Here is a 25,102-nt window from a genome sequence, read left to right as displayed (position 1 = left end):
TCTCCAGTGGGATGTAGGGTGCCGCATGATCGGGATGTGAGTTCCTTGACATGGCCGGTCCAGATCCGTCGGCCGGCGGGATGGTGCGACCGCAGCGATGCCGTCGGCGGTCAGGCGAGAGCCGCCCGCCCCAGTTCCGGGGTACTGATCAGGAACGACCTGATGTGCCGCATCATGCGGTATTCGTAGTCCCGGCCGCGGTCCACTTGGAGGAGGGAGGCGTCGGCGAGATCGGCCAGCAGTTCGACGACCTCTGTGTCGGGGTCGGAGGGTCCATTCCCCTCGGCGCCGGTGTCATCGACCGTGAGCCGGCCGGCATCGGTGCGCCGCGCCAGGCGTGCCAGCAGGGACTGGTGCCGGTTGTCCAGCAGGTCCAGACTCCAGTGCAGGCTCGACTCCAGCGTCCGCTGGTGCGGCAGGACGGCGAAGTCCGCCGAGCCGAGCCGCTTGCGCGCCTGGCTGTCGGCCAGGAGGGCGGGCAACGACATCATGCGCAGCCGGTGAGCGGCGAACTCGAGCAGCCGCGGCAGTCCGTCCAGCTCCCGGCACAGCTCGGCGACCTGCGGGAGCTTGTCGGACAGGTCCAGAGTCGGGCAGATCGTCGTCAGCCGCTGGGACAGCAGGTCGACCGCCGCCTCCACGGACAGCGGCGGCACCTCGAAGATGCTGACGCCGTTCAGCCGCGGCGGCCGCCGTGACGTGACGAGCAGATGGCACTCCGGGTAGTCGTTGAGCAGCCGCTCCACCAGGAGGGCCGTGGTCCCCAGGAGATGCTCGGTGTTGTCGAGGACCAGCAGCATCTTGTGGCCGGGCGGCCTCGGCTCCTGCCCGAGGAGCGTGGTGACGGCGTACATCGCCTGGGCCATGATCGACTGGCTGTCGAGGTGCCGTTCCCCGGGGATCCGGCCCATCTCGGCGACGACGACGCCGTCGTCGAACCAGACGCCCACGTTCTCGGCCACCGCGAGCGCGAGCCGCGTCTTGCCGACGCCGCCGGGCCCGGTGAGGACCACGACCTGGTTGGTGATGACGCTGTTGCCGAGCCGATCGAGCTCGCGCTCGCGGTCGACGAGGGAGGTGCGGGTCTGCGTGGAGCCCCGCCAGTATGCCGGAGTGGGCTGGAGCAGCTGCTGCCACTCGGCGGCCAGATCCGGCGGGACGCCGAGTCGCCCCGCCGGCTTCGTCTGCAGCACCTGCTTGAGACTCGGGTCGAGGACACCGAGCAGCAGTTCGATCGAGCTGCGGCGGGGCCGTTGGATCTGGCCCCGCTCCAGGTTTCGGATGGTCCGTACACTGACTCCGGAACGTTCGGAGAGCTCTTCCTGCGTGATCCCGCCTTTGAGCCGCAGGCCGAGCAATAGGTTGTTCGACACGCCGATCACCCCTGTCCGCCGGAACTCGTCAGCAAGAGGGCTGACCGAGTGCGCGATGCAGAGTCTTCGGCTTCCCGTTCCCGATACCCTCCTGTTGCGGTACCGGTCCGGCACCCGTCACACGAGGACGGCCGCCGGCACCGGAATCTCCTCCGCGTCCAGGACGTCCTCCGCGTCGGCTGTATCGTCGACCAGCAGGTTCAGCAGCGGGCCCGCCATGGCCGTGGTCACCACCGCCACGAGCACCATGACAGTGAACAGATTCGCCCCGATCAGACCCAGCTGGCGGCCGATGCCCAGGACCACGAGCTCGGTCAGGCCGCGCGTGTTCATCAGCGTTCCGAGGATGCCGCTCTCCCGCCAACTCAGGTGCGAGAGCCGGGCAGGGATCACGGCGCCGGCGAACTTGCCGCCGACCGCGGCCACGATGGCGATCAGCAGGGCGACGAGGCCGGTCCAGCCGAGGCCGCCGATGTTGACGGACAGGCCGGTGACGACGAAGAAGACGGGCAGCAGGAGCGAGGAGACCTTCTCCAGCGGGATGGCGATCTGCTGCCGGACCTCCGCCGTGGCGACGTGCCGGCGGGGCATCGCGAGTCCGAAGGCGAAGGCGCCGAAGATGGCGTGCACGCCGATCCAGGTCGTCGCGAGACCGGACAGGAAGATGCCGGCAGTGATCAGCACCAGCAGAGTCCCGCTGTCGTGCCGCGTGGGGCTGCTGAGCGCGCGCCGCAGGATCGGCCGGACGACCAGTGCCATGAGCGCCGCGTAGCCGACGGCGAGCCCGGTCGTCACGAGGAAGCCGCCCGGCCTGCCGGCGCCCACCATCGCGGTCGTCAGGGCCAGGACACACCAGGCGGCGACGTCGCAGATCGCCGAACAGGACATGGCCAGAGTGCCGATCCGGGTCCGGGAGAGGCCTCGGTCCTGGACGATGCGCGCCAGGACGGGGAACGCCGTGATCGAGAACGCGGTGGCCATGTAGAGGATGAAGACGTGCTCACTCACCCCGTGCGGCCCCACCGAGTGGTAGAGCGCGACCGCGGCGAAACCGCCCACGACGAAGGGTACGGCCATGGACATCGCGGCCGTCAGCCCGAGGGCCCTGCCGTTGCCGCGCAGGCGGCGGGGGTCCAGTTCCCAGCCGGCCATGAACATGAACACGGCCAGGCCGAGGTTGGCGATCACCGAGAGCGGGGTCTGGGCCTCGGGCGGGAAGAGGTGCTGCGGCAGGTGGCCCGGCAGCAGACCGAGCAGGCTGGGGCCCAGCATGATGCCGGCGACGACCTCCGCCACGACGGCCGGCTGGCGCGCCCATCGGCTGAAGCGCGCCATCAGGGCACCGACGACCAGCACGACGGCGACGTCGGCGAGGACCACGACTTCCACGGGCAGTGCGTTGGGCGATGCCATTCTTCGACGCTCCTGGGAGGTAGGTGGGTCGGGTTATGCGGATACTGCGCGAGTCGGACTGCTCAGACTGCTCAGACCGCGCTGTGCTCTTGGTCGGTGACCTCCGCCCCGCGCGGCGGCGGGACGTAGCCGAACTTCAGCAACGCGAACGTGATCGCGTCGTCCAGCGCCCGCCACGAGGCGGAGATGACGTTCTCGCCGACGCCGACGGTCGACCAGCTCGTGTGGCCGTCGCTGGTCTCGACCAGGACCCGGGTGACCGAGTCGCTGCCGTGCGCGCCTTCGAGGATGCGGACCTTGTAGTCGACCAGTTCGAGACACGCCAGCTCCGGATAGATCGGCGCGAGCGCGATTCTCAGTGCCCTGTCCAGAGCGTTGACCGGGCCGTTGCCCTCCCCGGTCGCGATGACGCGTTCGCCCTTCGCGTAGATCTTGACCGTGCCCTCGGCGAAATCGCTGCCGTCCGCGCGGTGCTCGACGATGGCCCGCCACGTTTCGAGGACGAAGAACCGCTGTTCCGCGCCTGCCATCTCGTTGCGCACCAGCAGGTCGAACGAGGCGTCCGCGGCCTCGTAGGTGTAGCCGGTCGCCTCCCTCTCCTTGACCCGTGCGGCGATCCGGCTGATCACTTCGCGATTGCCGGACAGGTCGTGGCCCAGCGCTCGTCCCTTGAGCTCGATCGACGCCCGGCCGGCCATCTCCGAGACCAGCATCCGCATGTCGTTGCCCACGGTGGACGGCTCGACGTGCTGGTAGAGGTTCGGATCAGCCTTGATCGCCGAGGCGTGCAGGCCCGCCTTGTGCGCGAACGCGGACAGCCCCACATACGGCTGTTTCGCGTGCGGGGCGACGTTGGCGACCTCGGAGACGGCGTGCGCGATCCGGGTCAGGTCGGACAGCGCCGCACCCGGGATGACGGATCGCGCCGTCTTCAGCTGGAGGTTCGCCACGACGGTGAACAGATTCGCGTTCCCGGTGCGCTCTCCGTAGCCGTTGGCGGTGCCCTGCACGTGGGTCGCGCCGGCGGTGACGGCCGCGAGCGTGTTGGCGACGGCACAGCCGGAGTCGTCATGGCAGTGGATTCCGACGCGCGCCGACGTCGAGGAGACGACCTCCCCGACGATGTCGGCGATCTGGTCGGGCAGCATGCCGCCGTTCGTGTCGCAGAGTGCTACCAGGCTCGCGCCCGCCTCCACGGCTGCCCGCACGCATTCCAGCGCGTAGGCGGGATTCGCCAGGTATCCGTCGAAGAAGTGCTCGGCGTCGACGAACACCCGCTGGCCCTCGGCGACCAGGTGTCCGACGGTGTCGCGCCACATCGCGAGGTTCTCCGCGAGCGTGGTGCGCAGCGCCAGCTCGACGTGCCGGTCGTGGCTCTTGGCCACGAGCGTCACGACCGGGGCGCCCGATGCGCGCAAAGCGGCCACCTGGGGGTCGTCGGCGGCCTGCACACCGGCCCGGCGGGTCGCGCCGAACGCGGCGAGTTGCGCGTGCTCCAGGTCGAGCTCGGTCCGAGCCCGCCGGAAGAATTCGGTGTCCTTGGGCACGGCGCCCGGCCAGCCGCCCTCGATGAAGCCGACGCCGAGGGCGTCGAGGTGGCGGGCGACGGCCAGCTTGTCGGCCACGGACAGGGAGAGGCCCTCCTGCTGCACGCCGTCGCGGAGCGTCGTGTCGTACACGTGGAAGCCGTCATCCGGTCGTACGAGTCTCGATGCCACGGGGCTGCTCCCTTGTCTTCGTCGGCTGGCTTTCCTTGGGGACTGGCGGGTGCGGTCCGGCTCCGCTCACGGTTCCTGGATGCGGCAGCCGACGATGCGCGGACCGTCGTCCGCGAGCGTGACCTCGGTGAGTGTGGTCCCTGATTCGAAGGCCGTCAGGTCGAGCATCGACCGGACGACGGAGCGCACCGCGGCCTGCTCCGAGGCCGGGAGAGCGGCCGGCACGGACGCGCCGCCGCGCAGCCGGCGGGTGATGTCGACGATCTCGTGGATGCCGTCCTCGGTCCTGGTCTGGACGGTGAACGAACTGCCCGCCCGGAACGAGGCGAGGCCGCGCGGCTTGCAGCGGCGCCCTGATCTCAGCCGTACGGACCAGGCCTCGGCGTCGAGCAGGTCCCCGAGGAGGCCCCGTGCGGTGCGGTCGCCGTCGCGGGAGCGGAACTTGAAGATGCCCATGGCGCCTCCCTCACAGCCTCGAGCCGGCGGCGCCCGCGGCCACGAGGCCGGGAAGCTTGCCCTGGACCGCGGCCAGCATGGCGACGGGATCGGTGTACGGGAATCCGTGGCCGCCCGGCATCACCTGCACGCTGAATCCGCCGCTGGCGCACCGTGACCAGTGCGGCAGCTCCGCCACCATGGTGAGCCGGTCGTCCGCTCCACCGAAGACGTGCAAGGGGCCCCGGAGCGGCAGCGGGTCGGGAACCACGTACGACTCCGCGTATTCGAGATCGATCCGGAGAGTCCGGAGGATCTCGTCGAGGAAGGTCGGGAACTCGAACAGTTCCTGGGGCAGTCCCTCGTTGTCGGCGAGCCAGGCGAGCAGGGTCTCGTCGTCGGACTTGGACCGCAGCGGGATCCGCACCTGGGGCGGCCGCGAACCGGAGACCAGGGTGGCGAGCGGGGCGCGCGGCCCGCGGTCCTCGGCCATCCGGGCCAGTTCGTAGGCGAGCACCGCGCCGAAGCTGTGGCCGAAGATCGCGTACGGCATGGTGAATTCGGGCGCGAGGCCGTCGAAGAGCGCTTCGGCCAGAGCGTCGAAGCCGTCGGGGATCGGGTCGTTCTCGCGGGTGCCGCGTCCGGGCAGCACCACGGGCGCCAGTTCGATTCCCGGCGGCAGGTGTCTGCGCCACGCCGAGAACGCACCGGCGCCGGCGCCGGCCTGGGGGAGGCAGATGAGCCGGATCTGCGGGTCGCCGACGCAGCAGCGGCCGACGATCCAGGGATTATGCGACTTCGAACTCATGGCCCTTGTTTCCTGCCCTCGGTCGGGTGCCGACTGGCCGCTTCAGCGGGTGGTACCTCGAAGCGTGCCTGTGACGCTCGGCCGGACACCAGGCAGATAGACGGCAATCACCAGGCAGTTGCGTGCGGCGACACGCCGTGGTCCGCGTCGGGACCACGGCGTGTCGCCGCACGAACACGCGCGGGATCGGAACAGGATCGGTTCAGGAACCGCCTCCGGCAGTGTCAGGGGCATCGAAAGGCCCGGTTCACCGAAGACCTGACAAAGGGAGCGGCATCATGGCAGGCAAGCTGCGTAACACGACCAGCGTCACGCTCGTGGCACTCGTTCTCAGCCTCATGACCGCGGGCGCCGCCATCGGCGTGACCGGCTACCAGCACACGTCCGGACACGCGATCGTCGCGGACGACAAGGGGCCGACGGCTTCGGTCGTCCCGACCGTCGTCCAGACCGTCGCCCCGTAGGGCGCGGCGCGAATCGGCTCAGGCTCGTCGGCCGGACTCGGGAATGCCGAGCGCCGTGAACAGTTCCTCAGATGCGGTCCGGTGGTCGGCTGCGGTCTGGACGTCGTCCAGCGCCGCGGCGGCTCGGGCCATTCCGGACAGGGCGTAAGCCTCCTCCACCCGGAAATCGATCGCCGAGGCGATCGCATGCGCTCGGCCGTGGACCCGCAGAGCCGCCGAGCTTTCCTTCTGATGCAGCATCAGTCTGCCGAGCAGGTTGTAGACCTTCGCCTGGCGCGGAGGTGATGCGCTCGTCTCGACGAGTGCGAGCGCCTGGTTGGCGTAGTACGTAGCCTGTGCGAAGTCTCCCTTGTGCTGAGCGAGATTCGCCGAGAGCGCCAGAGCCATCGCGACGTGGCCCGGCTCCTGCTTCTCGCTCTCCTCGTCGCAAAGCCGGAGCGACTCGGTGAGGTCCTCTTCGGCCGCCGCGTAGTCCCGCATGCCGAAGTGGGCGAGGGCCAGATCGTTGAACGCGGCGAGCGCGGTCTCATGGCGGCCCAGTTCCCGCATGAGCGCGATGGACTTCTGCGCCTCCGCGGCCGCCTCCGGATACCGTCCCCATTGCTCGTACAGGGTGCTCAGCACCGTGCGACTCTCCGCTTCGGCGCGCGACGCCTGCAGTTCGTGTTCCAGGGCCACCGCCGCCTCGAGATGGCGCAGCGCCCCGGGGAAGTCTCCCTGCAGGCTCTTGTACAGGCCGAGCGTGCCTTCGCTGTGTGCCTGCGTGTGCCGGTCACCGGTCTGGGCGGCCAGATCGCGTGCCTCGGCCGCGAGGCCGGCGCCTTCGGCGTAGAGCCCGAGTTTCCAGCACGCGACGCCCAGGTTGGAGAGGCTGACGCTGAGCAGCCCGGCGTCCCCCACTCGGCGGGCGGCCGCGAGGCCCAGCCGGCTGAGTTCCGCGAACTCCCTGAGCTTTCCCAGGGCGTTGAGGTGGAATCCGATCTCGCGGGCCATGTACACCGCGTGGCGGTGGTAGCCGTCGCCGACGGCCGAGTTCACCACCGACATCAGCGTGCTGTATTCCCTCGCGAACCATCTCCGCGCCTCGTCCGCCTGCCTGATCGGCGGAACCTGGGCGGTGGGCTGCTGCGTACCGCTGGACCTGCGGGTGCGGCCGGGGAAGAGGATCTCGGAGGCCGACTCGGTCGCCGCCAGGTAGTAGTCGAGCATCCTCGTGGTGGCCGCCTGATCGAGCCGGCTGGCCGGACCGCCCAGGCTGATCGCGAAGCTTCGCACCAGGTCGTGGAACACGTACAGGCCGAGTCCCGGCTGCTGCAGCAGGCGGGCGTCGAGCAGCATCTCCAGATGTTCCTCGGCCTCCCGGAAGTCGAGGGACAGCAGTGCCGCGGCGGAGTAGATGTCGAGGGCGGCGCTCGGATGCAGCGCGAGACGCCGGAAAGCGGCGCGGCAGGACTCCGGGAGCACCTGGTAGGACAGGCGAAGGGTCGCCGCGACGCTGCGGTCGCCCGAAGTGAGCACGTCCAGCTTCCGGGTCTCGTCGCGCAGCCGCTCGATCAGGTATTGCGGGGACCACAGCGGCCGGTTGCACATCCGCGCGGTGGCGATGCGGATGGCCAACGGGAGGTGGCCGCACAACTCGGCCAACTCGGCGGCGGCCTCCGGCTCGGTCTCGATCTGTTGGGCCCGGAACAGCTCGGCGACGAGGAACTCGCTGTCCTCGGGAGCCATGACGTCGATGGAGACCCACTCCGCGCCGTCGAGGTCCACGAGCCGGGCGCGGCTCGTCACCAGCACGAGGCAGCCGGGCGAAGCCGGGAGCAGGCGGCGTATGACGGAGGCTTCGGAGGCGTTGTCGAGAAGAAGGAGCAGCTGCTTGCCGACGAGCGCTCGGCGCCACTGCGCGGTGCGGCCGGCGTCGTCGTCGGGTATTCGGTCGTGGGGCAGTCCCAGGGCGCGCAGCAGCACCTCGAGCGCCGGCCCCTCGCTGACGGGACTCTCTTCGGGAGAGTAGCCGCGCAGGTCGATGTAGAGCTGCCCGTCCGGGTATTCGGCGGCGAGCTGGTGCGCGATCTTCACCGCGAGCGACGTCTTCCCCACGCCGCCCATGCCGTCGATGGCCACGATGCGAGTCTCTTGCTCCGCTCCGTGCTCGCGGCTGAGCAACTGACGCAGTTCATGGTGGCGCCCGACGAATCCGGTCGGATCGTGCGGCAGTGTGCTGGGAGCCTCCGCCTTCGCCGTGACCGGTTTCGGTCGCTGCGCGGTCGCGGTCTGGTCCGCGGTCTGCGGCGCGGCCTGAGGCGCGGTCCGGGGCGGCTCGGGTGGCGTGGGCGCGGCCAGCCCCGGGCTCGTCCGCAGGATCTGTTCGTAGAGTTTCCCCAGCTGGGGCCCGGGTTCGATGCCGAGCTCCTCCACGAGGTGCTCACGCGCCTTGTGGTATTCGTCCAGCGCCTCGGCCCGCCGCCCAGACCGGTAGAGCGTGAGCATGAGCTGTCCGCGCAGCGTCTCCCGGAGCGGATGGCGCAGAATGTAACTGCGCAGCTCCTCCACCAGCTCGGAGGGATCGTCGAACACCAGCCGCAGCTCGAAGTAACGTTCGGCGGTGATCAGCTCGCGTTCCTCCAACGCGACCGCCGCCGCGTCGATGATCGGACCGCCCATGCCGGCCAGGACGGGTCCGCGCCACAGTTGCAGGGCGGATCGCAGAACCGTGACGGCCTGGCGCTGATCCCCCTGCAACGCGACGGCCTTCGCCTGACGGACCCGGCTGTCGAACTCGTTGAGGTCCAGCTGTGTGTCCGACAAGACGACGGCGTAGCCCGGCCCGTCCGTCACGAGGCACTGGGCGCCGCCGGGGATGCGCCGGCGTAGATCGGCGACGGCCTTGCGCACCTGGTGCGTGGCCGTCGCGGGCGGTTCCTCGTCCCAGGTCGCTTCGACCAGCCGGGAGATGGGGAGCATGTGGCCGACATCCAGGAGGAGCGCGGCGAGCACCCGCTTCTGGATCGGCCCGCCGAGGTCGAGCCGGGCTCCGTCAGACCAGGCCTCGAACGGTCCAAGTATGTTGAAGCGCAGAATGCCGCCCTGGAGCACAGGTTCCCCTTGTCGCATGAAACGAACGAGCTCGCGGCTTGATATCAGAATTTATGGCCACACCGGGCATGAGTCAAGTGTGAAAGGGGTCTGCGTCTCGTACTCGTCCGCGGTCAGGTAGCCGAGCCCGCGCCGGATGCGCGGCCGGTTGTAGTAGCCTTCTATGAACTCGAAGGCGGCAGAAGCGACGTGTCGGACATTCATCCAGGCATGGAGATCGAACAGTTCCTTTTTATGCGGTCACTGAATAACGCAGGCATCACCAAACCTTTCACGCCAAGCTGCTGGCCAGCGGCTCGAGGATGACGGACGCTCGATGCCCGCCTGCTTCCACGAACGGTCGGCGGCGGGAATGGTTCCGGCATCAACGGGTCACAGGTTCGAATCCTGTCATCCCGGCGGGGAAAGTACAGGTCAAAGCCTCAATCCGAGCTATCTGATTGAGGCTTCTGTTATTCCTCGGGGCTGGGAAGCGGTGTGCGAATGGCCCCTGTCCCGCTTACCCGGAGGCGGTTGCCGACTGTGATGAGTGTTCGACCGGGGTTTCAGCGACGGGGCCGGCTGGGTTCACGCCGTTGTTGTTCTCGTGTGCGGGCACGGCGGACGGTTCGCGCCGGCGCAGGACGATGTGGATCGCCAGGCCGCAGACGAGACCCCAGCAGGCCGAGCCGATGGAGAGGATGGAGATACCGGACGCGGTGACCGCGAAGGTGATGACCGCGGCCTGCCGGTGCTGTTCGTCGGCGAGGGCGCGGGAGAGTGCGGAGCCGAGTGTGGCGATCAGTGCCAGTCCGGCGACCGTCTCGATCAGGAGCGGCGGGCTGTCCGCGAGCAGCGCGATCACCAGTGCGGCGCAGAGGCCGAGGACGAGGTAGCACACGCCGGCGCTGACCGTGGCGATCCAGCGCCGGCTCGGCAGCGGATGGGCGTCGGGGCCGGCGGCCAGCGCGGCGCTGATCGCGGCGAGACAGACTGCGAACACACCGAGGGGGGCGCTGAGTGCGGTGACGGTGCCGGTCGTCACGAGCGCGGGACGCAGCCCGGTGTGGTAGCCGAAGCCGCGCAGCACCGTGTGGCCCGCGAGGTTCTGCGCGGCCATCGTGATGATGAAGAGCGGAACGGCGATGCCGATCAGCGCACCTACGGTGAATCTCGGCATCGTCAACGACAGGTGTGGCCCCAGTCCGAGGCCGGACGTGCCGGACAGGCCGGTGTGGCGGCGCACGACCAGTTCGATCAGGACGGCGGCCAGCGCGCCGGGGGCCGCCCAGCGCTGGGCGAACCTGGAGAGCAGCAGCCAGACGGCGATCGGGGTGAGGGCCTGGCCGGGCAGTTGGACCGCGGCCCGGACCGGAGCCAGGCACAGCGGCCACAGCACTCCGGCGAGCAGCGCGGAGGTGATCGGCGCCGGTATCCGCCCGATCCAGGCCACGAGCCGGCTGGAGAGGCCGGTGGCCACGACCATCAGTCCGGCCACGACGAACGCCCCGACGGCCGCGGGATATCCGCCGTGCTGCGGGCCGGCCGTGACGAGCAGGGCCGCGCCGGGAGTGGACCAGGCGATGCTGACCGGCTTGCGCGTGCAGAGGGCATACCCGATGTTCAGGACGCCGAGGGCGAGACAGAGCGCGAACAGCGCGCTGACCGCCTGCTGCTGGTCGGCACCGACCGCGCGCAGGCCGACGAGGACCAGGGCGAACGACGCGCTGAAGCCGACCAGCGCGGTGACCAGGCCGGCGACGACCGGTTGGAGCGGGCCGGGCACGCCCGTTCCATAAAGGGAACGTTCCATAAGCGGAACGATACGCGAGAAGCGGTCATACTGGTAGCCATGGCCTCGACGCACGCCTCGACGCTCGCGCAGGAGATCGGCCGCCGCATCCAGGCGCTGCGCGCCGAACGGGGAATCAGCCTGTCCGAACTCGCCCGCGGCGCGCAGTTGGGCAAGGCGACGCTCTCCACCGTCGAAGCGGGAACGCGCAATCCGACGCTCGAGACGCTCTACGCGATCGCCGCGCGACTCGACGTCCCCCTGGCGGCGCTGCTGGCCCCGCCCGCCGTCCGCACGGTGGCGGAACCGGTGCACGGCACGGCGGTGACCGCGCACCTGCTCGAGGTGTTCACCGACACCGGAACCAGCACCGAGCTCTACCGGCTGACGATCCGTCCGGGACCCACCCAGACCTCTCCGGCGCACCCGCACGGAGTGGTCGAATACCTCACCGTCTTCTCCGGCACCGCGGTGGTCGGCCCTGCCCAGGTGCCGTCGACCGTCTCGGCCGGCGGCCACGTCAGCTTCGCCGCCGACGTGCCGCACATCTACCAGGCGGTCGGTGGCGAAGTGCACGCCTCCCTGCTCATCCGGCACCCCGGGCGAAGTGGTCGCCCGGACCCGGCAGAGTAACAGGCCTCGAATTCGCGGCGCCGCCGGTGATCAGACGCGTCCGGCGGCACCGACCGGGTCTTGGTAGATCCGGTCGACGGCCAGGCAAGCGGCTCCGCGCGCGACCGCGTCGAATCCGAGTGTGGAGACCATTACCTCGCAGTCGCCCGCGCGAGGGGTGATCACACGTGCGGCCATGACGGCGCGAACCTGGTCGATGACGTAGCGGCTCACGTGCGTGAAGTAGCCGCCGAGCACGATGGCGCGCGGGTTCATCACATCGGACAGCAGCGACAGGCCGAGGCCGAGGTCCGCCCCGACGGCGTCGAGGGCGGCCAGCGTGCGCCGATCTCCGGCGTCCGCGCGCGCGACGAGCTCATCGAGCCGCTGCTTCACGTCGATGGTCGAGTCCAACACTTCGTCGTCGCAAGCCGCAGCCCGACGCAGCAGCGCGGTCAGGCCCACCATCGTCTCCCAGCAGCCGCGCCGGCCGCAGGCACACACTGCCCCGCCGGGGTCGAGCGGCATGTGCCCGATCTCGCCGGCGAGGCCTGAGGACCCGGTGATCAGGCGACCGTCGGAGATGAAGCCTCCGCCGATACCGATCCCGCCGATGATGTAGATCAGGTCATGGACATCAGGGTTCTGGAAGCCGAGGTACTCGGCGATCACGGCCAGGCGCGCGTCGTTGCCCAGCCCGAGCGGCGGCGCCGAGCGGCCGAGCCGCTCGGTGAGGGCGCCGATCAGGGGGACGTGGGACCAGCCGATGTTGGGTGCGTTCTCGACGATCCCGTCCACCGGGTCGACGATGCCCGGCGCCGCGACCGCCGCGCCGACGCACCGCACGCCCGCCCGGCGCAGCTCGCCCGTGGTCTCCTTGATCAGGCTCGCGACGGCGTCTATGACAATGGACTGATCGAGATGGCATACGTCGAGAGGTGAGTACTTCTCGATCAGGACCTGTCCGCGCGGGGTCAGCGCCGTCGCCTTGATGTGACCGGTGCTCACCTCGATCCCGATCCCGGCGAACTCGCGCCCGTCGAGCTCGACGATGAGGCCCGGCCGGCCGATGGCGCCGGAGCGCTCCGCGTGGCTCTCGCGCGCGAGGCCGAGGTCGACGAGCTCGCCGACGAGGCTGGTGATGGTGGGCTTGGAGGCCCTGAGCAGAGACTTGGCCGCCCCGGTCCGCATCGGCGCCCTCGCCAAGGAGTTCGCCGTCTCCCGCGGCACCCTTCTCGCCGCGGTGCGCGCCGTCACCGGCTCGACCCCGAGCGACTACCTCACGCGCTGCCGCCTCGACCGCGCCAAGTCCCTCCTCGCCGCCACCGACCTGCCCATCGCCAAAATCGGCGCACGCGTCGGCTACCCCGACCCCGCCTACTTCGCCCGCGTCTTCTCCCACCACGTCGGCCTCCCGCCCGGCCGGTTCCGCAGCCAGTCCTGGAAGCCCGACGGCGAGAGCGCCCCGGGAGTGTGACTCAGCTCACTTATCCGGGGCGCTCCGTCCAGGCTCCCTGAGGCATCTTCCTCAGTGGTGGCGGTCCGCGCCTCGCGCGGCTCTGAGGCCTCGGGCCCGCCGCAAACGAGGGAGGGGTCTGATGAAGCTTGCCGGGGCGGGGTGCCCGGGGCCGGCCGTGGCGGCTGCGGTGGCCGTAGTGCTGCTGCTGGCCGGTTGCGCGTCCGGCACGGATGGCGAGGCGGTCGCGGCGTCGGATGGCGGCCGAACCGCTTCAGCCGTGTCGGCGAGCGCCGGCGCCCCGACCGCGAGCGCGGGGACCGTTCCATCGACGCTCACGGCCATCACGCCGTCGGCCGCGGCATCCTCGGCCGTGGCACAGGCGAAGGCCGACGAGTCGAAGTTCCCGAAGGCGAAGCTCTACCCGCCGTCGGCTCGCCCGGCCGAAGTCTCCATCGCCTACGTCGGCGTCTCAGGATCGGCCAGGTACATCGACGCTTTCTCGGTTGCGCTCCTGTGCGGAGAGGGTGTTCCCGACGACTGCATCCGCTACGTCGGCGCGCCCGAATACCGTATCCCGCTGGCACCCGACGCGCGCTTCATAGTGCTTGGTGTCGGCATGGCACCGAACCAGCCGGTGGACTTCGCCCGGTTCCGGACGATGGCGCAAGGCCCGGACGGAACGTACGGGGGGAACTTCGACCTCTTCGACATCACCTACACAGCGGGCGGTCAGGCCGCGAGCCTGACCATGGAGTACACGCCGTGACGCGCCTGGCCGCGACGGACGAGGAGGAGTTCCGCGAGTTCGTCACCGCGCGGGCCGGCCAGCTGTTCAAGGTCGCCTACTTCATCGCCGGCGACTACCACGACGCGCAGGACCTGCTGCAGACCAGCCTGGCCAAACTGTACGTGGCCTGGCCCCGGATCGAGCGCTCGCAGGCCGCCGAGGCGTACGCGCGAAAAGTGCTGCTGCGCACGTATCTGTCCCAGCGGCGCCTGAAACGCTCGTCCGAAGTGCCCGTGGACGCGCACGACCTGGCCGGCCGCAAGGTGGATCCGGGCGGCGACCACGACCTGCAACTCTCCCTCGCCGCAGCCCTGCGACAACTGCCGCCGCGCAACCGCGCGGTGGTGGTCCTGCACTACCTCGAGGGCCACGACACCGCGACGATCGCCGATTACCTCAACACCACCCCGTCGGCGGTCAAGAGCCTGAACACGCGCTCGCTGCGCCTGCTGCGTGCGCAGCTCGGCGAGTCTCGCGACGCCCTCTTTTCTCCCCAGAACCCGTAATTCGCCTCCTGGAGTCATGGTCGTGGACGACTACATCGAAAATCAGCTCCCGCAGTTCTTCGAGCAGGCGGCAGCTCACCTTGAGCCGCCGGTCGAGGAGATCGTGGCGGCCAGCACCGTGCTCGGGCGCCGTCGCCGGCGCCGCCGTACCGCCGGGAGCGCCTGCGCGGCCGTCGGCATGATCGGGCTGACGGCCGGGCTCGTCATCGGCATGCAGCGATTCGGCATCAGCGGCGCGCCCCGCGGCGGCGCGGTTGCCGCGGGCGGAGAAAGCCGCGGCCCGAGCATGACGCCCGCAACCCCGCCGGGCACCGCACGCCCGCCCACCACCGGCTCGCCCGTTTCCGTCCCGAGCGTCTCCGGCTCGCCCGCCTCCGCCCTGAGCATCTCCGCCCCGAGCGTTTCCGGCCCGAGCGTCTCCAGCTCGACCGGGTCCGTCACCCCCTCCACTCCGCAGAGCGCCCCGGAACTGCTCTCCCGGCTGCTCGCCGCCTACGGACTGCACGAGGTCGGCCCGCAGGTTAACCCGATCGGAGTCGCAGACCTCGTCTTCGATGATGGCCACGGACAGTCCGACATCATCGCCTCTGTGGTGCGCTACACTCCGCAGCTGGCCAGCGACCACGCGTTCACCTGCGTGAACTTCGACCCCACGGATGCGGGAGTCCGGCCGTCAGGCGCTCCGAAGCCCAGCTGCACCAAGACGAGCTCCGCGGGCGGACAGACCGAGTACGTCATCGTGACAACAGTCGACGGTTCCGGCTTCTACGACTACGAGGTGAACCTCTTCGCCTCGAACGGACTGGTTGTCGCCCTGGACGTGGGCAACGGCGTGCCGCAGGGGGGCACCGTCGACGTCACCCGCGCCCTCCCGCCGCTGAGCCTCGACCAGATGCGCGCCGTCGTCTCCGATCCGGGCTGGCTCGCCTTCCGCGACACGTCCTGAGCTTGTCCTTCAAGCCGAAGTGGCGTGCCGGCTGTCAGATCGTCGGCCGACGGCAGCGCGCAAAGAATTCTTCCCGGCGCGTGCTACCTTGCCCGATCCGCAGACGTCTTACTTGTGAATGATCTCGTCCGCTCTACCGCGGACTGGAACGGGGATGACGGGTGGGGCCCGTCACCAAGGAGTCTGAGGGGACTGCCATGCGTATCGGCATCATCGGAGCGGGACTGATCGGAACCACCGCGGCGGAACTGTTCGCCCGGGCCGGACATCAGGTCTCGATCAGCAACTCCCGCGGGCCCGAGTCGCTGGCCGACGAGGTCTCCCGGATCGGGCACGGGGTACGCGCGGCGAGCGTGGCGCAGGCCGCGGCCGACGCCGAGGTGGTGCTGCTCGCCATCCCGCTGGGCGCATACAAGAGCCTGCCGGCCGAGGCGCTGAGCGGTCGGATCGTGATCGACGCGATGAACCGCGACCCGCGACAGGACCCGGACCTCGGCCTCGCCGGGCGCGGCTCCAGCGAGCTCGTCGCCGACCACCTGTCCGGCGCACGGCTGGTCAAGGCCTTCAACACGCTGCAGTACCAGGTCCTGGCCACGGCCGGGCGCCCCGGCAGCGAGCCCGCCGAACGCCTCGGCTTGCCCCTCGCCGGAGACGACCCGGAGGCCAGGTCCGTGGTCGCCGGCCTGATCGAGGAACTGGGCTTCACCCCGGTGGACCTCGGCCGCCTGACCGCCGGGAACGGCCGGCGACAGTTCGGCGCGCTCAGCCACAACTCACTGCACACCCCGGCCGAGGAGCGCCTGATGCTCGCCGAGCAGGGCTGACCGGAAACCGGCCCCGGCGAGGCCGAGACCCGGGTCTCGGGCGAGTTGGAGCAGATGGATCTGTGGGCCGTGCATATCGCGGACGGTGACCCGGCCGGCTACGGAGTAGTCGGGTTAGCGGAATGCGATATGCCGGTCGGCAGTGCTCGAAAATGCAATACGCGACCGGCCCGGGTTGGTGCATACTCGTGCATTGCCAGCAGGGTGTGCGTGCCGCCGTGACTCCGAACCGCATCCCCGGCTGAAAATTCGGGCATCGAAGGGGGCTGGACATGGGAGCTACGTGGCGTCGGCATCTCGGGTGGGGCGTGAGCTCCGCCGTTGCCGTGCAATTGGCTGCGGGCTGCAGCTCAGCAGCGCCGGCCTCGGCCATGTCGGCAGCCGAACTCACCCAGCGTCAGCTCACTTCGAAGACAGTTCCAACGGGCTTTGAAATCAATATCATACCTCAGGATCCGACTGCAGCCGCGGACAGCGGCTCCGCCTCGCCGCAGGCGACTCCCCTCGGCCGGGTGCCCTGCGATGCATTGGAGGACGCTCTCGAGATCGTCGACACCTACGAGCCCCCGGCTTCGAGGAACACCAAGGAGATCATGCTGAGCACCACAGGGCTCAACGGCCTGAGGTGGCTTGGCAGTGAACGCCTCGTCAGTTACCCCGGCGACGGCGCCGCCCACGTGCTCACCGATATCCGTGAACTCGGCGCACGGTGTGCGAAGACGAACATCGGCGAGGCGGATACGCCCACCTATGCCACAGTGGTCGACGGGCCGAAGCTAGGCGACGAGAGCGTGATGGTGAAGGTCAGGTCCACTTTGACGACAGATTTCACCTCGGCCCACTTTTCCGTCGACGCGATGTTGATTCGGATCGGCAGTGCGCTGATCGTCCTCGATGAGACCAGCACACCCACGCCGGCGGACGGCAGCTCACCCCAGCTTGCCGCGCTTGCATCGGTCGCGGTCACGGCGTTCAACGCCGCAGGCAACTGACGGTGACCGCCGGTCCACACCTCCAGCCGTTCTCAACCATCGCGTGCCGCCGACCGCGCCTGCGAGTCAGTGTTCACAGAGTGAGAACTCGCGTTCGTACAGTTCTTCGGTGTTCTCGTCGAGGAAGTACTTGCGCTCCTGCATCAGCTCTTCGCGATACGCCTTCGCCTGCCCGAGCGTCATGGTCGAGGTCGGAGCCCAGGGCTGCTGCGGGGGCACGTCGGAGGTCGAGACGATCGTCGCCGACGGGTCGACGAGGAAGAACGCCAGGATTTTGCGATGCCCTGGCCGCGAGGGGTCCGCGAGGCGGAACGCATCGACGTGGTGCTGCAGGATGTTGGGGAACGCCAGGGCCCGGCCGGTGCGCGTCTCGGCCGAGCCGAGCACCTGGTTGAGCATGCCTTCGTTCTCCAGGCCGTAGACCGTGCGCACGCCGTTATCGTCGTTCTGCTGGTAGCGCGGTTCCTCGACCGCCGCGCGGAAACTCAACCTGCTGTCAGTGATGTTCTCGCTGTCCCAGTAGTACATGCCGGTCGAGACGATGCGCTCGTTCACCATCCCCTCCACATGCCAGCTGCCGCCGGCGTATTCGGGCTCTTCGGGGGTGAGGTGAAGGGTGGCGAGTTTGACGATGACCTGCAGGCGGCGCTTGCGCAGGTCCACTCGAGCGGCGTCGGCCGGCGACGGCGGTGGCGTGAACTCGGGGGCGTCCGGGATCAACGGCTTGCGGGTGGTCCACCATTCGTCCATGGCTTCCGACCAAGCACGCTTAGCGTCCTCGTAATCCTCGTCCTCGGTCTTGGCCGGATAGACGGGCTCGTCGACGTACCAGGCATAGCCGTCCGCCTCGATCCGTGCCGGGCGGGGATGGAGCAGATCGGTGAGTACGTTCTCGAACAGCGGGAGCATGCGGCCGAACAGGGCCGGTAGCACGGATTCGAGCTCGCGATGCGCTTCGGGGTGGACGTTGTTGACGTACGAGTAGAACTCGGCTTGGCCGTGCTCGTCGACCTCGACGTCGGTGGGCAGCCACTGGAACTTGTTCGAGACCGCGTAGGCCGCCTCGTCGTCAGTGAGGACGGTCCATGGGGCGCCGTCCGGGCGGCTCACGTTGCGCACCAGGCAGAACAGCGACGGGTGAACGAGGTCCAGGACTTGCCGGCCGGAGCCCGGATGCCAATCCCGCTGTGCTTCGGGGACGTCTTCGAGGACCTGCACCGCCTTGCGCAGTCGAGACCTGAGCTCGTCGTCGATCAACGAATCGGACTGCCACACCCCGTCGACACCGGACACCTCGATGCCGCTCTGCTCGTCCCTGAGTTGCGCGTAGTGCACGAGTTCCGCCAGCACGTAACGGATCTGCGCCTCCGTCATTCCCTGCTCGGCGGCCTCCCGCGTCCACGTGGCCGAGACCTCGGCGTCGTTCATCTTGACGTGCCACTGTGGCTTCGCCCGGATGAGCGCGCTCATCCGCATCATCTCCAGTTCCCGGAGCGTGCGGACCGGCGCTACCGACATCAGGTGTTCCTCGACGAAGGGCAACGGAAAAGCGGCTGTCTCGTGCAACTTCACAGATCTCCCCAGACTGAACACGGTGACCCATCGTGCGCACGCAGCGCGCCGCATGGTCGAGTCGACATTAACCGCCGCCTCCGACACAGGCGCCGGTCCATCACCCGGGACCGGCGCCACCGCCGACACCGCTACTCGTGCTGGTGCGGGTCGTTCGAGTCGTGATGGTCCATCAGCCCCCGTGGCGCCGGGACGAGGCCGCCGACCGGTGCCGCGCCACCACCGGCAGCTGGGGTGCTCGCGGCTCCGCTGACGACCACCTCGGTGGTAACCACCTTGGTCACGACCGTCGTGGTCGTCCCCGGCTCGGCGGCGGCCACCGCGGCGGCGACGGCCTCGGCTGTGACTGGCACCGGACTGCCTTGCCCCGCCAGTACCTGCTGATGGCCTGTGGCCAGCGCCGCGCCGAAGGTCGTGGCCGACGGAGCTTCCGCGCCGCCGAACCGGTGCAGGCCGCCGACGTTCGCCGCCGCCTTCAGGTACAGGTGCACGTACCCGCAGCGGATCTCCAGCGACTTGGTCAGCTTCGCGGTGATGCTCTCGAAGAAGTCCTTGCGGTAGGCCTCGTCGGTGACGGCCGAGACGGCGAAGAAGAACGCTGAGAACGTGGTCAGCAGCAGCGCCGTCTGGATCAGCGGGTCGGAGAACACGACCTCGGTGCCCGGGATTCGCGCCTCCAGGCCGAAGAAGTGGCCCGGATGGATGACCCGCATCCAGCCGTCGGGGTCTGCACATTTGGTGGCGATCTCGTGAACCTGGTGATAGTTCGTGACCTCGCACTCGGGGACGCGCAACCAGTCGGCGACTTGGCCGGGCTTCACCGCGATCTCACCCAGGGTGATGAAGTAGACGAACACCACCAGGGACAGCAGCAGGATCTGGATGATCTGCGTGAAGCCCAGAACGAACAGCATGTTCAGTCGCTGGCGCCGGGTGGTGCGCAGCTGCGGCAGGATCTCGTCGAGCTCCTCCAGGTGCCGCACCAGTGGCGTGCCCGCCGCGGCGGCGCTCACCGTCTCCCGGGTGAAGCCGCCGGTCAGCGAGCGGATCTCCTCCGGCAGCCGCGCGACGAGGAACAGCAGGGTGACGACGGAGAAGAACCCGACGATCCGCCACAGGTCGGAGCGGTCCAAGTACGAGGCGATGTGCCACATGTCGACGTTCAGGAACAGGAACGTGCCGAACAGGGCGAGCATGGGCAGCGCCTTGCTGGCCAGGCGAACCAGGTTCTTGACTTCCCGGACCGCGTGGCTCACCGCCCACATGATCACGGGCAGGATCGCGTAGGCGACCAGTCCGTACACCACCAGGAACAGCCCGACGTTGGCGGCCAGGTTGATGCCGACGGCCTCCGTGCTGGCGCTGGCCACCAGGCCGACCACCGGGCCCAGGACCACCAGAACGGCCATCTCGACCAGGCCGACGCGCTTGGGCAGCCGCCACCACAGGCGCCGCTGCCGGATCAGGTTGGCGACCAGGAACAGACCCAGGACGCACACCACGCCGACCACGCCGCCGATCACCCGGTCGTGCCAGGTGACGTCCTTGCTGGAGAGCTCCAGGCCCATCTGGACGATGATGAGCAGGACGATCAGCGGCAGCGTCCGGCTGAAGATGTCATCGGTCGCCTTGTAGTTCTCGATGAAGTGCGGCAGGCCCCGCTTGATGAACCACTTCTCGATGTCGCCGAGGTGGCGGTGCGCCTCGTTCAGCGCGGCGCGCTCCTGGCGTCTGGAGGCTCCGGCAGATATACGGCCATGTATATTCGCTGACGGCGTAGCCTGATTCGTTCTTATGCCCACGGTCTCTCCCCGCGATCTGGGTGGAGTGCTTCCCGAAATGAAGTTCGCGCCGCGATCCCAGGGGCGCGGCGCGGATGCTGCTGCTGTGTGCGGACGCCGAGCGCGTCCGGCGGGATCAGCGGTCCAGGAGCTTGTCCAGGTCCTTCATCGCCCGCCGATTGTGCTCGTACACGACGCCGCGCATGCCCATCGCCCGGGCGCCGGCGACGGTGATCTCGGAGTCGTCCAGGAACACGACTTCGTCCGGCTCGACGCCGAGCTGCTCCAGACACAGGGTGTAGATACGCGGGTCGGGCTTGGAGAACCCGACTTCGTGTGAGTAGATCATGAAGTCCGTCAGCTTGCTGAACCCGTAGCGCTCCTCCTCCCGCTCCCGGGCCCCGACGAAGCTGTTGCTGATGACGGCCAACTTGTAGCCCTCGCCCCGCACCTCGTCGAGGTAGTCCCACATGTCGGTGTTGAGCTCGCCGAGGTACTCGGCCCAGATGTCCTCCATGAACGCCGCTATGCGGTCCGGCTCGGCGCCGATGATCCGGCCGAGCTGCTCGTGGACCTGCTCCAACGTGATCGCGCCCACCGAGCCGGCCGACCAGACTTCGGACAGTCCGACGTGGAACTCCGCCCCGAACTCCGGTTCCCACTTCTCCTCGACGCTCAGGCGCGGCGCGATCTCCAGGATCCCGCCCACGTCGAAGACCACCGCGCGGATGGCCACCGGTTCTCCTTCTCCCTCAAGATTATCGTTGGCAGGAGACGATATCGGGTTCTGACGATGTTGGTCTTCACCCGGGGCGGGCAGGCCGGGCACGGCAGGGCGGGCTGCCGGTCGGCTAGGATCCCGGACGATGACTCCGGACTTCGGGCTTGCCCACAGCGATCTGCGCTTGATCCTGAACGAGTGGGATCCCATCGGCGTTGCCGAGTTCGCGCCGGACGACGAGTACGACTGCTTGATCGATCCGCTGCTGTCCCGGTTGCGGGACGGGGCGGGGAAGGCAGCCATCAGCACGTTTCTGTGGAATGAGGTCGAGGAGCATTTCGGCCTGGACCCGCGCTCTGCCGACACCGACACCATGGCGGACCGGCTTGTCGCGTGGTGGGCTGCCCGCGCCGGCGCGCCCGAGCTGTGAGGTGCCGGCTGTACCTCAGTGCAGCAACTGAATGAGCGCGACAACCTTTCCGGAGCGCACCGCGTGTAGGATGCATGACCGACAACATGATCACAAACCGCCGAGGCCGCTTCGCCCTCGTGGCAGCCGTCGCCGTGCCGCTGGCGGCCGGGATGTGCACGACGGCGCGCGCTGATTCCGGCAGTTGGACGCAGCAGAGCGTGCCGGGCAGCGACACGAACATCCTCGCCGTCACCTCCGTGAGCCCGAGCACCCAGTGGGCCGTTGGATTCGACGTCAGCGACGCGGGCGAGGGCGTCTCCTTCTCGCCGTTGGTGCTCTCCCACAGCGCGGGCAGCGGCACCTGGAACGCCGTTGCGACCCCGGCCCTCGGCGGGTCCAGTCGAGCCAACGCGATCTCCGCCGCCGGTCCCGACGACGTGTGGGTGACCGGCGACAGTGTCGGAGCCTCGGACGCCAAGGCGGTCGTCACCGAGCACTGGAACGGCTCGGCGTGGACCGTGATCGACGTGCCGCTCCCGAGCGGGGAGGCCGACTACGGCGAACTCCTGGGGGTGGCGACGCTCGGTCCGGCCGACGCGTGGGCCGTGGGCAACGACCAGAGCGACGACCAGAATATCAATGCTCTGATCGAGCACTGGAACGGAGTCTCCTGGCAGGCCGCGGCGCTCCCCGCGAGCATTGCGGACGGAGTCGCCCTCAGCGCCGTCACGGCCGTCGGCCCGCACGATCTCTACGCCGCCGGTGTGGACTACGCCACCAATGCGCCGGTCCTGCTGCACGGCGACGGCAGGACCTGGCGGCAGGTCGCGCTGCCCGGTGCCGGCATCAGCGGCGCGTACGGCGAATACGGTGAAGCCAATGCTCTGGTGCCCGACGGTACCGGCGGCGTGTACGTGGTCGGCACGGCCTATCTCACGAACACCGATCCCGGCCACGCGCTCATCGAGCACTGGGACGGTCGGAAGTGGCAGACGAACCTGCCGGAACCGTCCGGCTACGCGACGCTGCTCGGCGCGACGCTCACTCCGCAGGGCCTCGCCGTCGTCGGCTACGACCCGTCCGTCACGGTGTTCGTCCAGTACGGCGAGGTCCTCGAGGACGGCGCCTGGCACTCGCTGAACCTGCCGAACGTCGATGGCGGCGCCATGTACACCGCCGCTCTCTCCACCCGAGACGGGCTCTTCGCAGTCGGCGCCTACATGGCGCAGGGCGACCGGTCGGACAGCTTCCCGCTGGTGGAACAGAATCAGCGATGACCGAGCTGAATCAGGCTTCGAGTATCGACAGCTGAGCCTGTGTCAGCGCAGCCCTGAGCTGTTCGGGGCCCGCGTCGGAGTCACCCGGGTCATCGTCCCGGCGGTGTAGATCCGCCGGGCGAGCCTGGCCGACGTGGGCCCTTTCGGCGGCTCGGGGGCTGGAACGGCGCGCATTTCGGGGAGCGGAGCGCGTGCGGCGCCGACGCCGATTCGTTGCGCATCAGGCCCCTGTGCCGCGATGGCCCGGTGCTACGCTCTGCACGCACAGCTATTCGGGTCCTGAATCAGTCGTCCGGTGGGGGAAACCGTCATGCGTTCCGCCCTTATCCGCGCCCCGCGCGCCGCTCTCCTCGCCCCCGTCGCCGCCGCCGCGGGGCTGCTCGTGGTCAGCCTGCCGGGGACGGCACTGGCCGGCAGCGTCGCGCCGGCCGCGTCGGCGAGTTCGCCCGGCCAGGGGATCGGGCCGAGCCCGGCGAACGGCCAGCTCTCCGACCACTGCTCCGTGGAGCAGAGCGCGGTACAGCCCGGTGGTGAACTCGACTTCAGCCTCACGGTCTCGCAGAACACTGCGGACCCGTACCAGCTGGTCATGGGCGCGATCGTGACCATCTACAAGACGGACGACGCCGCTCCGTCGGCGTTCCCCGGAAAGGCCAACACCCTGCGGATGCGCAACCCGGCCAACGGAAGCTGGCTCAGCGCCGAGGAGATCAACGGCAACGTCTACGTATTCGACGCCTCGGGCTCCTCGCCGTGGCCGACTCTGCCGCCGCACGGCTCGGTGACCTTCGAGTTCCGGCTCACCGTCGCCGCGGGCCAATCAGCGGGTGGATACACCATCGTGCCGAATAGCGGCGGCCTGTACACCAACTACTTCATCTGGGCGAAGCCGGACTACTCCCCGCAGCAGTGCGGATTCCGCATCGGCTCGAGCAGCGGGCACAGCGGTGGCAGTGGCAGTGGCGGCAGCAGCGGCGGCGGCAGCGGCTCCGCGAACGGCACGGTCACCCACACCGCCAAAGCTCACACCGCGGCATCGACCGCACCGTCCCGCACGCCGTCTCCGACGCCGTCCCCCAGCGCCGCCGCCTCGTCCCCAGCCGGCCCGAGCAGCCCGCCGTCCGCCGCCGCCGTCCCCACCCACACGTATCAGCACCCGCAACTCGCCTCCGTCGCCGACGTCCATACGGCCGGCGCCGGAACGGGCGCGACCTCCGGCGCCCTGGCCGCGAGCGCCGCGGCGACGCTCGCCTGCATCGCCCTGGCCGGCGCCCGGCTCGCGGGCCGCCGCCGTCCGCGCGGGAAGCGGTGACCTCAGGCCCGCGCTTGGTATTTCACACGACTCGGTGGCCCGGCGATCTGGCAGACTCGTCGCCATGACCATCCGTCTCTGTGTCCTGCTTTGGCCCGCCCAAGGTGCAGAGGAAGATCTTCGAGGCTATGAGGACGCCGTGCTGCCCCTGCTCGACGAGCATGGCGGTCGGCTGGTCGCCCGCGAGACCGTTGTTCGCGCGAGCGAGGACGACCCGCTCGAGGTCCAGCTGATCGAGTTGCGGGACCAGGCGGGACTGGACGGCTACCTGTCGGATCCTCGGCGTCTGGCGCTTGAAGGCGAGCGTGCCCGGGTGATCGCGCGCACCCGGATTCTGCGGCTCGAGGCGTGACGCAACAGCCGCGCGGCGCGGGCCATACGCGTGCACAGAAATCAGCTCAGGTGGGCCTCGAGCGCGTCGGCTTGCGCCGCTAAGTCGATCGCGCGGTCGTGGTGGCCGGTGGCTTCGTAGGCAGCGGCCGCTGCTCTGCGGTCGGCCGCCTCGGCTTGCACGAGTGCGACGATGTCCGCTTCGGTCAGCACGCGCCGCGCCACCTCCGCCGAGCCGGCGCCGACCGGGCTCGCCTCGATCGCTCCCGCCCGCACGTCGATCGCGACCTCAACCGCCTCGGCGTTGTCGATCGCGGCCAGGGCGGAGCGCAGCGCGGCGACCGTGCGACGGTCGCGAGCCTTCATGGCGGCGGGCACGGCTGCGCGAAGGCGCTCGCGCAGGGGCTCGGTGTGCGGGGGAAGCATGCGTCGACTCAATCACGCCTCCGCGGCCCTGCCAACGGATTTGAAAGCCCGCGGCAGGACACATACGGAA

The 25,102-nt window shown here is 69.3% G+C and carries 25 protein-coding genes; 12 read left to right on the top strand and 13 right to left on the bottom strand.

What is annotated here, in order from left to right; genetic code table 11:
• Positions 1-110 precede the first annotated feature (110 nt).
• The 5 genes from ACTRO_RS15920 to ACTRO_RS15900 form a co-directional block, all read right to left on the bottom strand.
• Entirely contained in the window at positions 111-1,373 is a 1,263-nt protein-coding gene (locus ACTRO_RS15920; protein ID WP_169739905.1) for an ATP-binding protein, read from the bottom strand.
• Between the two features lie 117 nt (positions 1,374-1,490).
• Complete coding sequence (locus ACTRO_RS15915) at positions 1,491-2,786, bottom strand: cation:proton antiporter (RefSeq protein WP_084316294.1); 1,296 nt, start codon at positions 2,784-2,786, stop codon at positions 1,491-1,493.
• A 71-nt stretch (positions 2,787-2,857) separates the two neighbouring features.
• The gene (cimA, locus tag ACTRO_RS15910; protein WP_425394882.1) at positions 2,858-4,465 is read right to left on the bottom strand and encodes a citramalate synthase; all 1,608 of its coding nucleotides are present in this window, start codon (positions 4,463-4,465) and stop codon (positions 2,858-2,860) included.
• 105 nt (positions 4,466-4,570) lie between these two features.
• Complete coding sequence (locus ACTRO_RS43390) at positions 4,571-4,960, bottom strand: ATP-grasp domain-containing protein (RefSeq protein ID WP_051450907.1); 390 nt, start codon at positions 4,958-4,960, stop codon at positions 4,571-4,573.
• Between the two features lie 10 nt (positions 4,961-4,970).
• Complete coding sequence (locus ACTRO_RS15900; protein WP_034263864.1) at positions 4,971-5,747, bottom strand: thioesterase II family protein; 777 nt, start codon at positions 5,745-5,747, stop codon at positions 4,971-4,973.
• 278 nt (positions 5,748-6,025) lie between these two features.
• Between ACTRO_RS15900 and ACTRO_RS15895 the strand changes: the two genes are divergently transcribed.
• A complete protein-coding gene (locus ACTRO_RS15895) occupies positions 6,026-6,211 on the top strand; it encodes a hypothetical protein (RefSeq protein WP_034263863.1) in 186 nt (61 codons plus the stop codon).
• Positions 6,212-6,229: 18 nt separating this feature from the next.
• On the opposite strand, the gene ACTRO_RS15890 is transcribed toward ACTRO_RS15895, so the two are convergent.
• The 3 genes from ACTRO_RS15890 to ACTRO_RS15885 form a co-directional block, all read right to left on the bottom strand.
• The gene (locus ACTRO_RS15890; RefSeq protein WP_211244275.1) at positions 6,230-9,322 is read right to left on the bottom strand and encodes an AfsR/SARP family transcriptional regulator; all 3,093 of its coding nucleotides are present in this window, start codon (positions 9,320-9,322) and stop codon (positions 6,230-6,232) included.
• Positions 9,323-9,355: 33 nt separating this feature from the next.
• Positions 9,356-9,529 carry an IS3 family transposase gene (locus ACTRO_RS51420; RefSeq protein WP_425394881.1) on the bottom strand — a complete coding sequence of 58 codons (174 nt, stop codon included), beginning with the start codon at positions 9,527-9,529 and terminating at the stop codon, positions 9,356-9,358.
• 274 nt (positions 9,530-9,803) lie between these two features.
• Positions 9,804-11,096, bottom strand: coding sequence for a benzoate/H(+) symporter BenE family transporter (locus ACTRO_RS15885; RefSeq protein WP_051450906.1), 1,293 nt, complete (start codon positions 11,094-11,096; stop codon positions 9,804-9,806).
• 39 nt (positions 11,097-11,135) lie between these two features.
• On the opposite strand from ACTRO_RS15885, the gene ACTRO_RS15880 reads away from it, so the two are divergent.
• The gene (locus ACTRO_RS15880) at positions 11,136-11,708 is read left to right on the top strand and encodes a helix-turn-helix domain-containing protein (protein WP_034263861.1); all 573 of its coding nucleotides are present in this window, start codon (positions 11,136-11,138) and stop codon (positions 11,706-11,708) included.
• 30 nt (positions 11,709-11,738) lie between these two features.
• On the opposite strand, the gene ACTRO_RS15875 is transcribed toward ACTRO_RS15880, so the two are convergent.
• A complete protein-coding gene (locus tag ACTRO_RS15875) occupies positions 11,739-12,878 on the bottom strand; it encodes an ROK family protein (RefSeq protein WP_051450905.1) in 1,140 nt (379 codons plus the stop codon).
• Here ACTRO_RS15875 and ACTRO_RS15870 point away from each other — a divergent pair.
• The 6 genes from ACTRO_RS15870 (at position 12,859) to ACTRO_RS15845 (ending at position 17,201) form a co-directional block, all read left to right on the top strand.
• Positions 12,859-13,164, top strand: a complete 306-nt coding sequence (locus tag ACTRO_RS15870; protein WP_051450904.1) for a helix-turn-helix transcriptional regulator — start codon at positions 12,859-12,861, stop codon at positions 13,162-13,164. The genes ACTRO_RS15875 and ACTRO_RS15870 overlap by 20 nt on opposite strands.
• A 178-nt stretch (positions 13,165-13,342) precedes the next feature.
• Complete coding sequence (locus ACTRO_RS47240; RefSeq protein ID WP_157436268.1) at positions 13,343-13,912, top strand: hypothetical protein; 570 nt, start codon at positions 13,343-13,345, stop codon at positions 13,910-13,912.
• Positions 13,909-14,439, top strand: coding sequence for a SigE family RNA polymerase sigma factor (locus ACTRO_RS47235; protein WP_051450903.1), 531 nt, complete (start codon positions 13,909-13,911; stop codon positions 14,437-14,439). The genes ACTRO_RS47240 and ACTRO_RS47235 overlap by 4 nt, the downstream gene beginning before the upstream one ends.
• Positions 14,440-14,461: 22 nt before the next feature.
• Positions 14,462-15,385, top strand: coding sequence for a hypothetical protein (locus ACTRO_RS15855; RefSeq protein WP_157436266.1), 924 nt, complete (start codon positions 14,462-14,464; stop codon positions 15,383-15,385).
• A gap of 197 nt (positions 15,386-15,582) precedes the next feature.
• Entirely contained in the window at positions 15,583-16,209 is a 627-nt protein-coding gene (locus tag ACTRO_RS15850; RefSeq protein WP_034263857.1) for an NADPH-dependent F420 reductase, read from the top strand.
• A 308-nt stretch (positions 16,210-16,517) separates the two neighbouring features.
• Positions 16,518-17,201, top strand: coding sequence for a hypothetical protein (locus ACTRO_RS15845; RefSeq protein WP_157436264.1), 684 nt, complete (start codon positions 16,518-16,520; stop codon positions 17,199-17,201).
• A 66-nt stretch (positions 17,202-17,267) separates the two neighbouring features.
• On the opposite strand, the gene ACTRO_RS15840 is transcribed toward ACTRO_RS15845, so the two are convergent.
• The 3 genes from ACTRO_RS15840 to ACTRO_RS15830 form a co-directional block, all read right to left on the bottom strand.
• Positions 17,268-18,767: a DUF4246 family protein gene (locus ACTRO_RS15840; protein ID WP_157436262.1), complete on the bottom strand. Its 1,500-nt coding sequence runs from the start codon at positions 18,765-18,767 to the stop codon at positions 17,268-17,270.
• Between the two features lie 137 nt (positions 18,768-18,904).
• Entirely contained in the window at positions 18,905-20,575 is a 1,671-nt protein-coding gene (locus ACTRO_RS15835; RefSeq protein WP_034263855.1) for a hypothetical protein, read from the bottom strand.
• A gap of 115 nt (positions 20,576-20,690) precedes the next feature.
• On the bottom strand, positions 20,691-21,290 hold the full coding sequence (locus ACTRO_RS15830; protein ID WP_034263854.1) for an HAD family hydrolase: 600 nt from the start codon (positions 21,288-21,290) through the stop codon (positions 20,691-20,693).
• A gap of 130 nt (positions 21,291-21,420) precedes the next feature.
• Here ACTRO_RS15830 and ACTRO_RS15825 point away from each other — a divergent pair, with 130 nt between their 5' ends.
• The 4 genes from ACTRO_RS15825 to ACTRO_RS15810 all read left to right on the top strand — a co-directional run bounded on the left by ACTRO_RS15825 (position 21,421) and on the right by ACTRO_RS15810 (position 24,628).
• Positions 21,421-21,705 carry a hypothetical protein gene (locus ACTRO_RS15825; RefSeq protein ID WP_034263853.1) on the top strand — a complete coding sequence of 95 codons (285 nt, stop codon included), beginning with the start codon at positions 21,421-21,423 and terminating at the stop codon, positions 21,703-21,705.
• 74 nt (positions 21,706-21,779) lie between these two features.
• Positions 21,780-22,964 (top strand): hypothetical protein, encoded by a 1,185-nt coding sequence (locus ACTRO_RS15820; RefSeq protein ID WP_034263851.1) that lies wholly within the window; start codon positions 21,780-21,782, stop codon positions 22,962-22,964.
• 310 nt (positions 22,965-23,274) lie between these two features.
• Positions 23,275-24,276, top strand: a complete 1,002-nt coding sequence (locus tag ACTRO_RS15815; RefSeq protein WP_034263849.1) for a hypothetical protein — start codon at positions 23,275-23,277, stop codon at positions 24,274-24,276.
• Between the two features lie 64 nt (positions 24,277-24,340).
• On the top strand, positions 24,341-24,628 hold the full coding sequence (locus ACTRO_RS15810) for a hypothetical protein (RefSeq protein WP_034263847.1): 288 nt from the start codon (positions 24,341-24,343) through the stop codon (positions 24,626-24,628).
• 41 nt (positions 24,629-24,669) lie between these two features.
• On the opposite strand, the gene ACTRO_RS15805 is transcribed toward ACTRO_RS15810, so the two are convergent.
• Complete coding sequence (locus ACTRO_RS15805; protein ID WP_034263845.1) at positions 24,670-25,032, bottom strand: GatB/YqeY domain-containing protein; 363 nt, start codon at positions 25,030-25,032, stop codon at positions 24,670-24,672.
• Between the last annotated feature and the right edge of the window lie 70 nt (positions 25,033-25,102).

Source organism: Actinospica robiniae DSM 44927 (assembly GCF_000504285.1).
Lineage (GTDB): Bacteria > Actinomycetota > Actinomycetes > Streptomycetales > Catenulisporaceae > Actinospica > Actinospica robiniae.
This window is presented reverse-complemented; position numbering and strand designations above follow the sequence as displayed.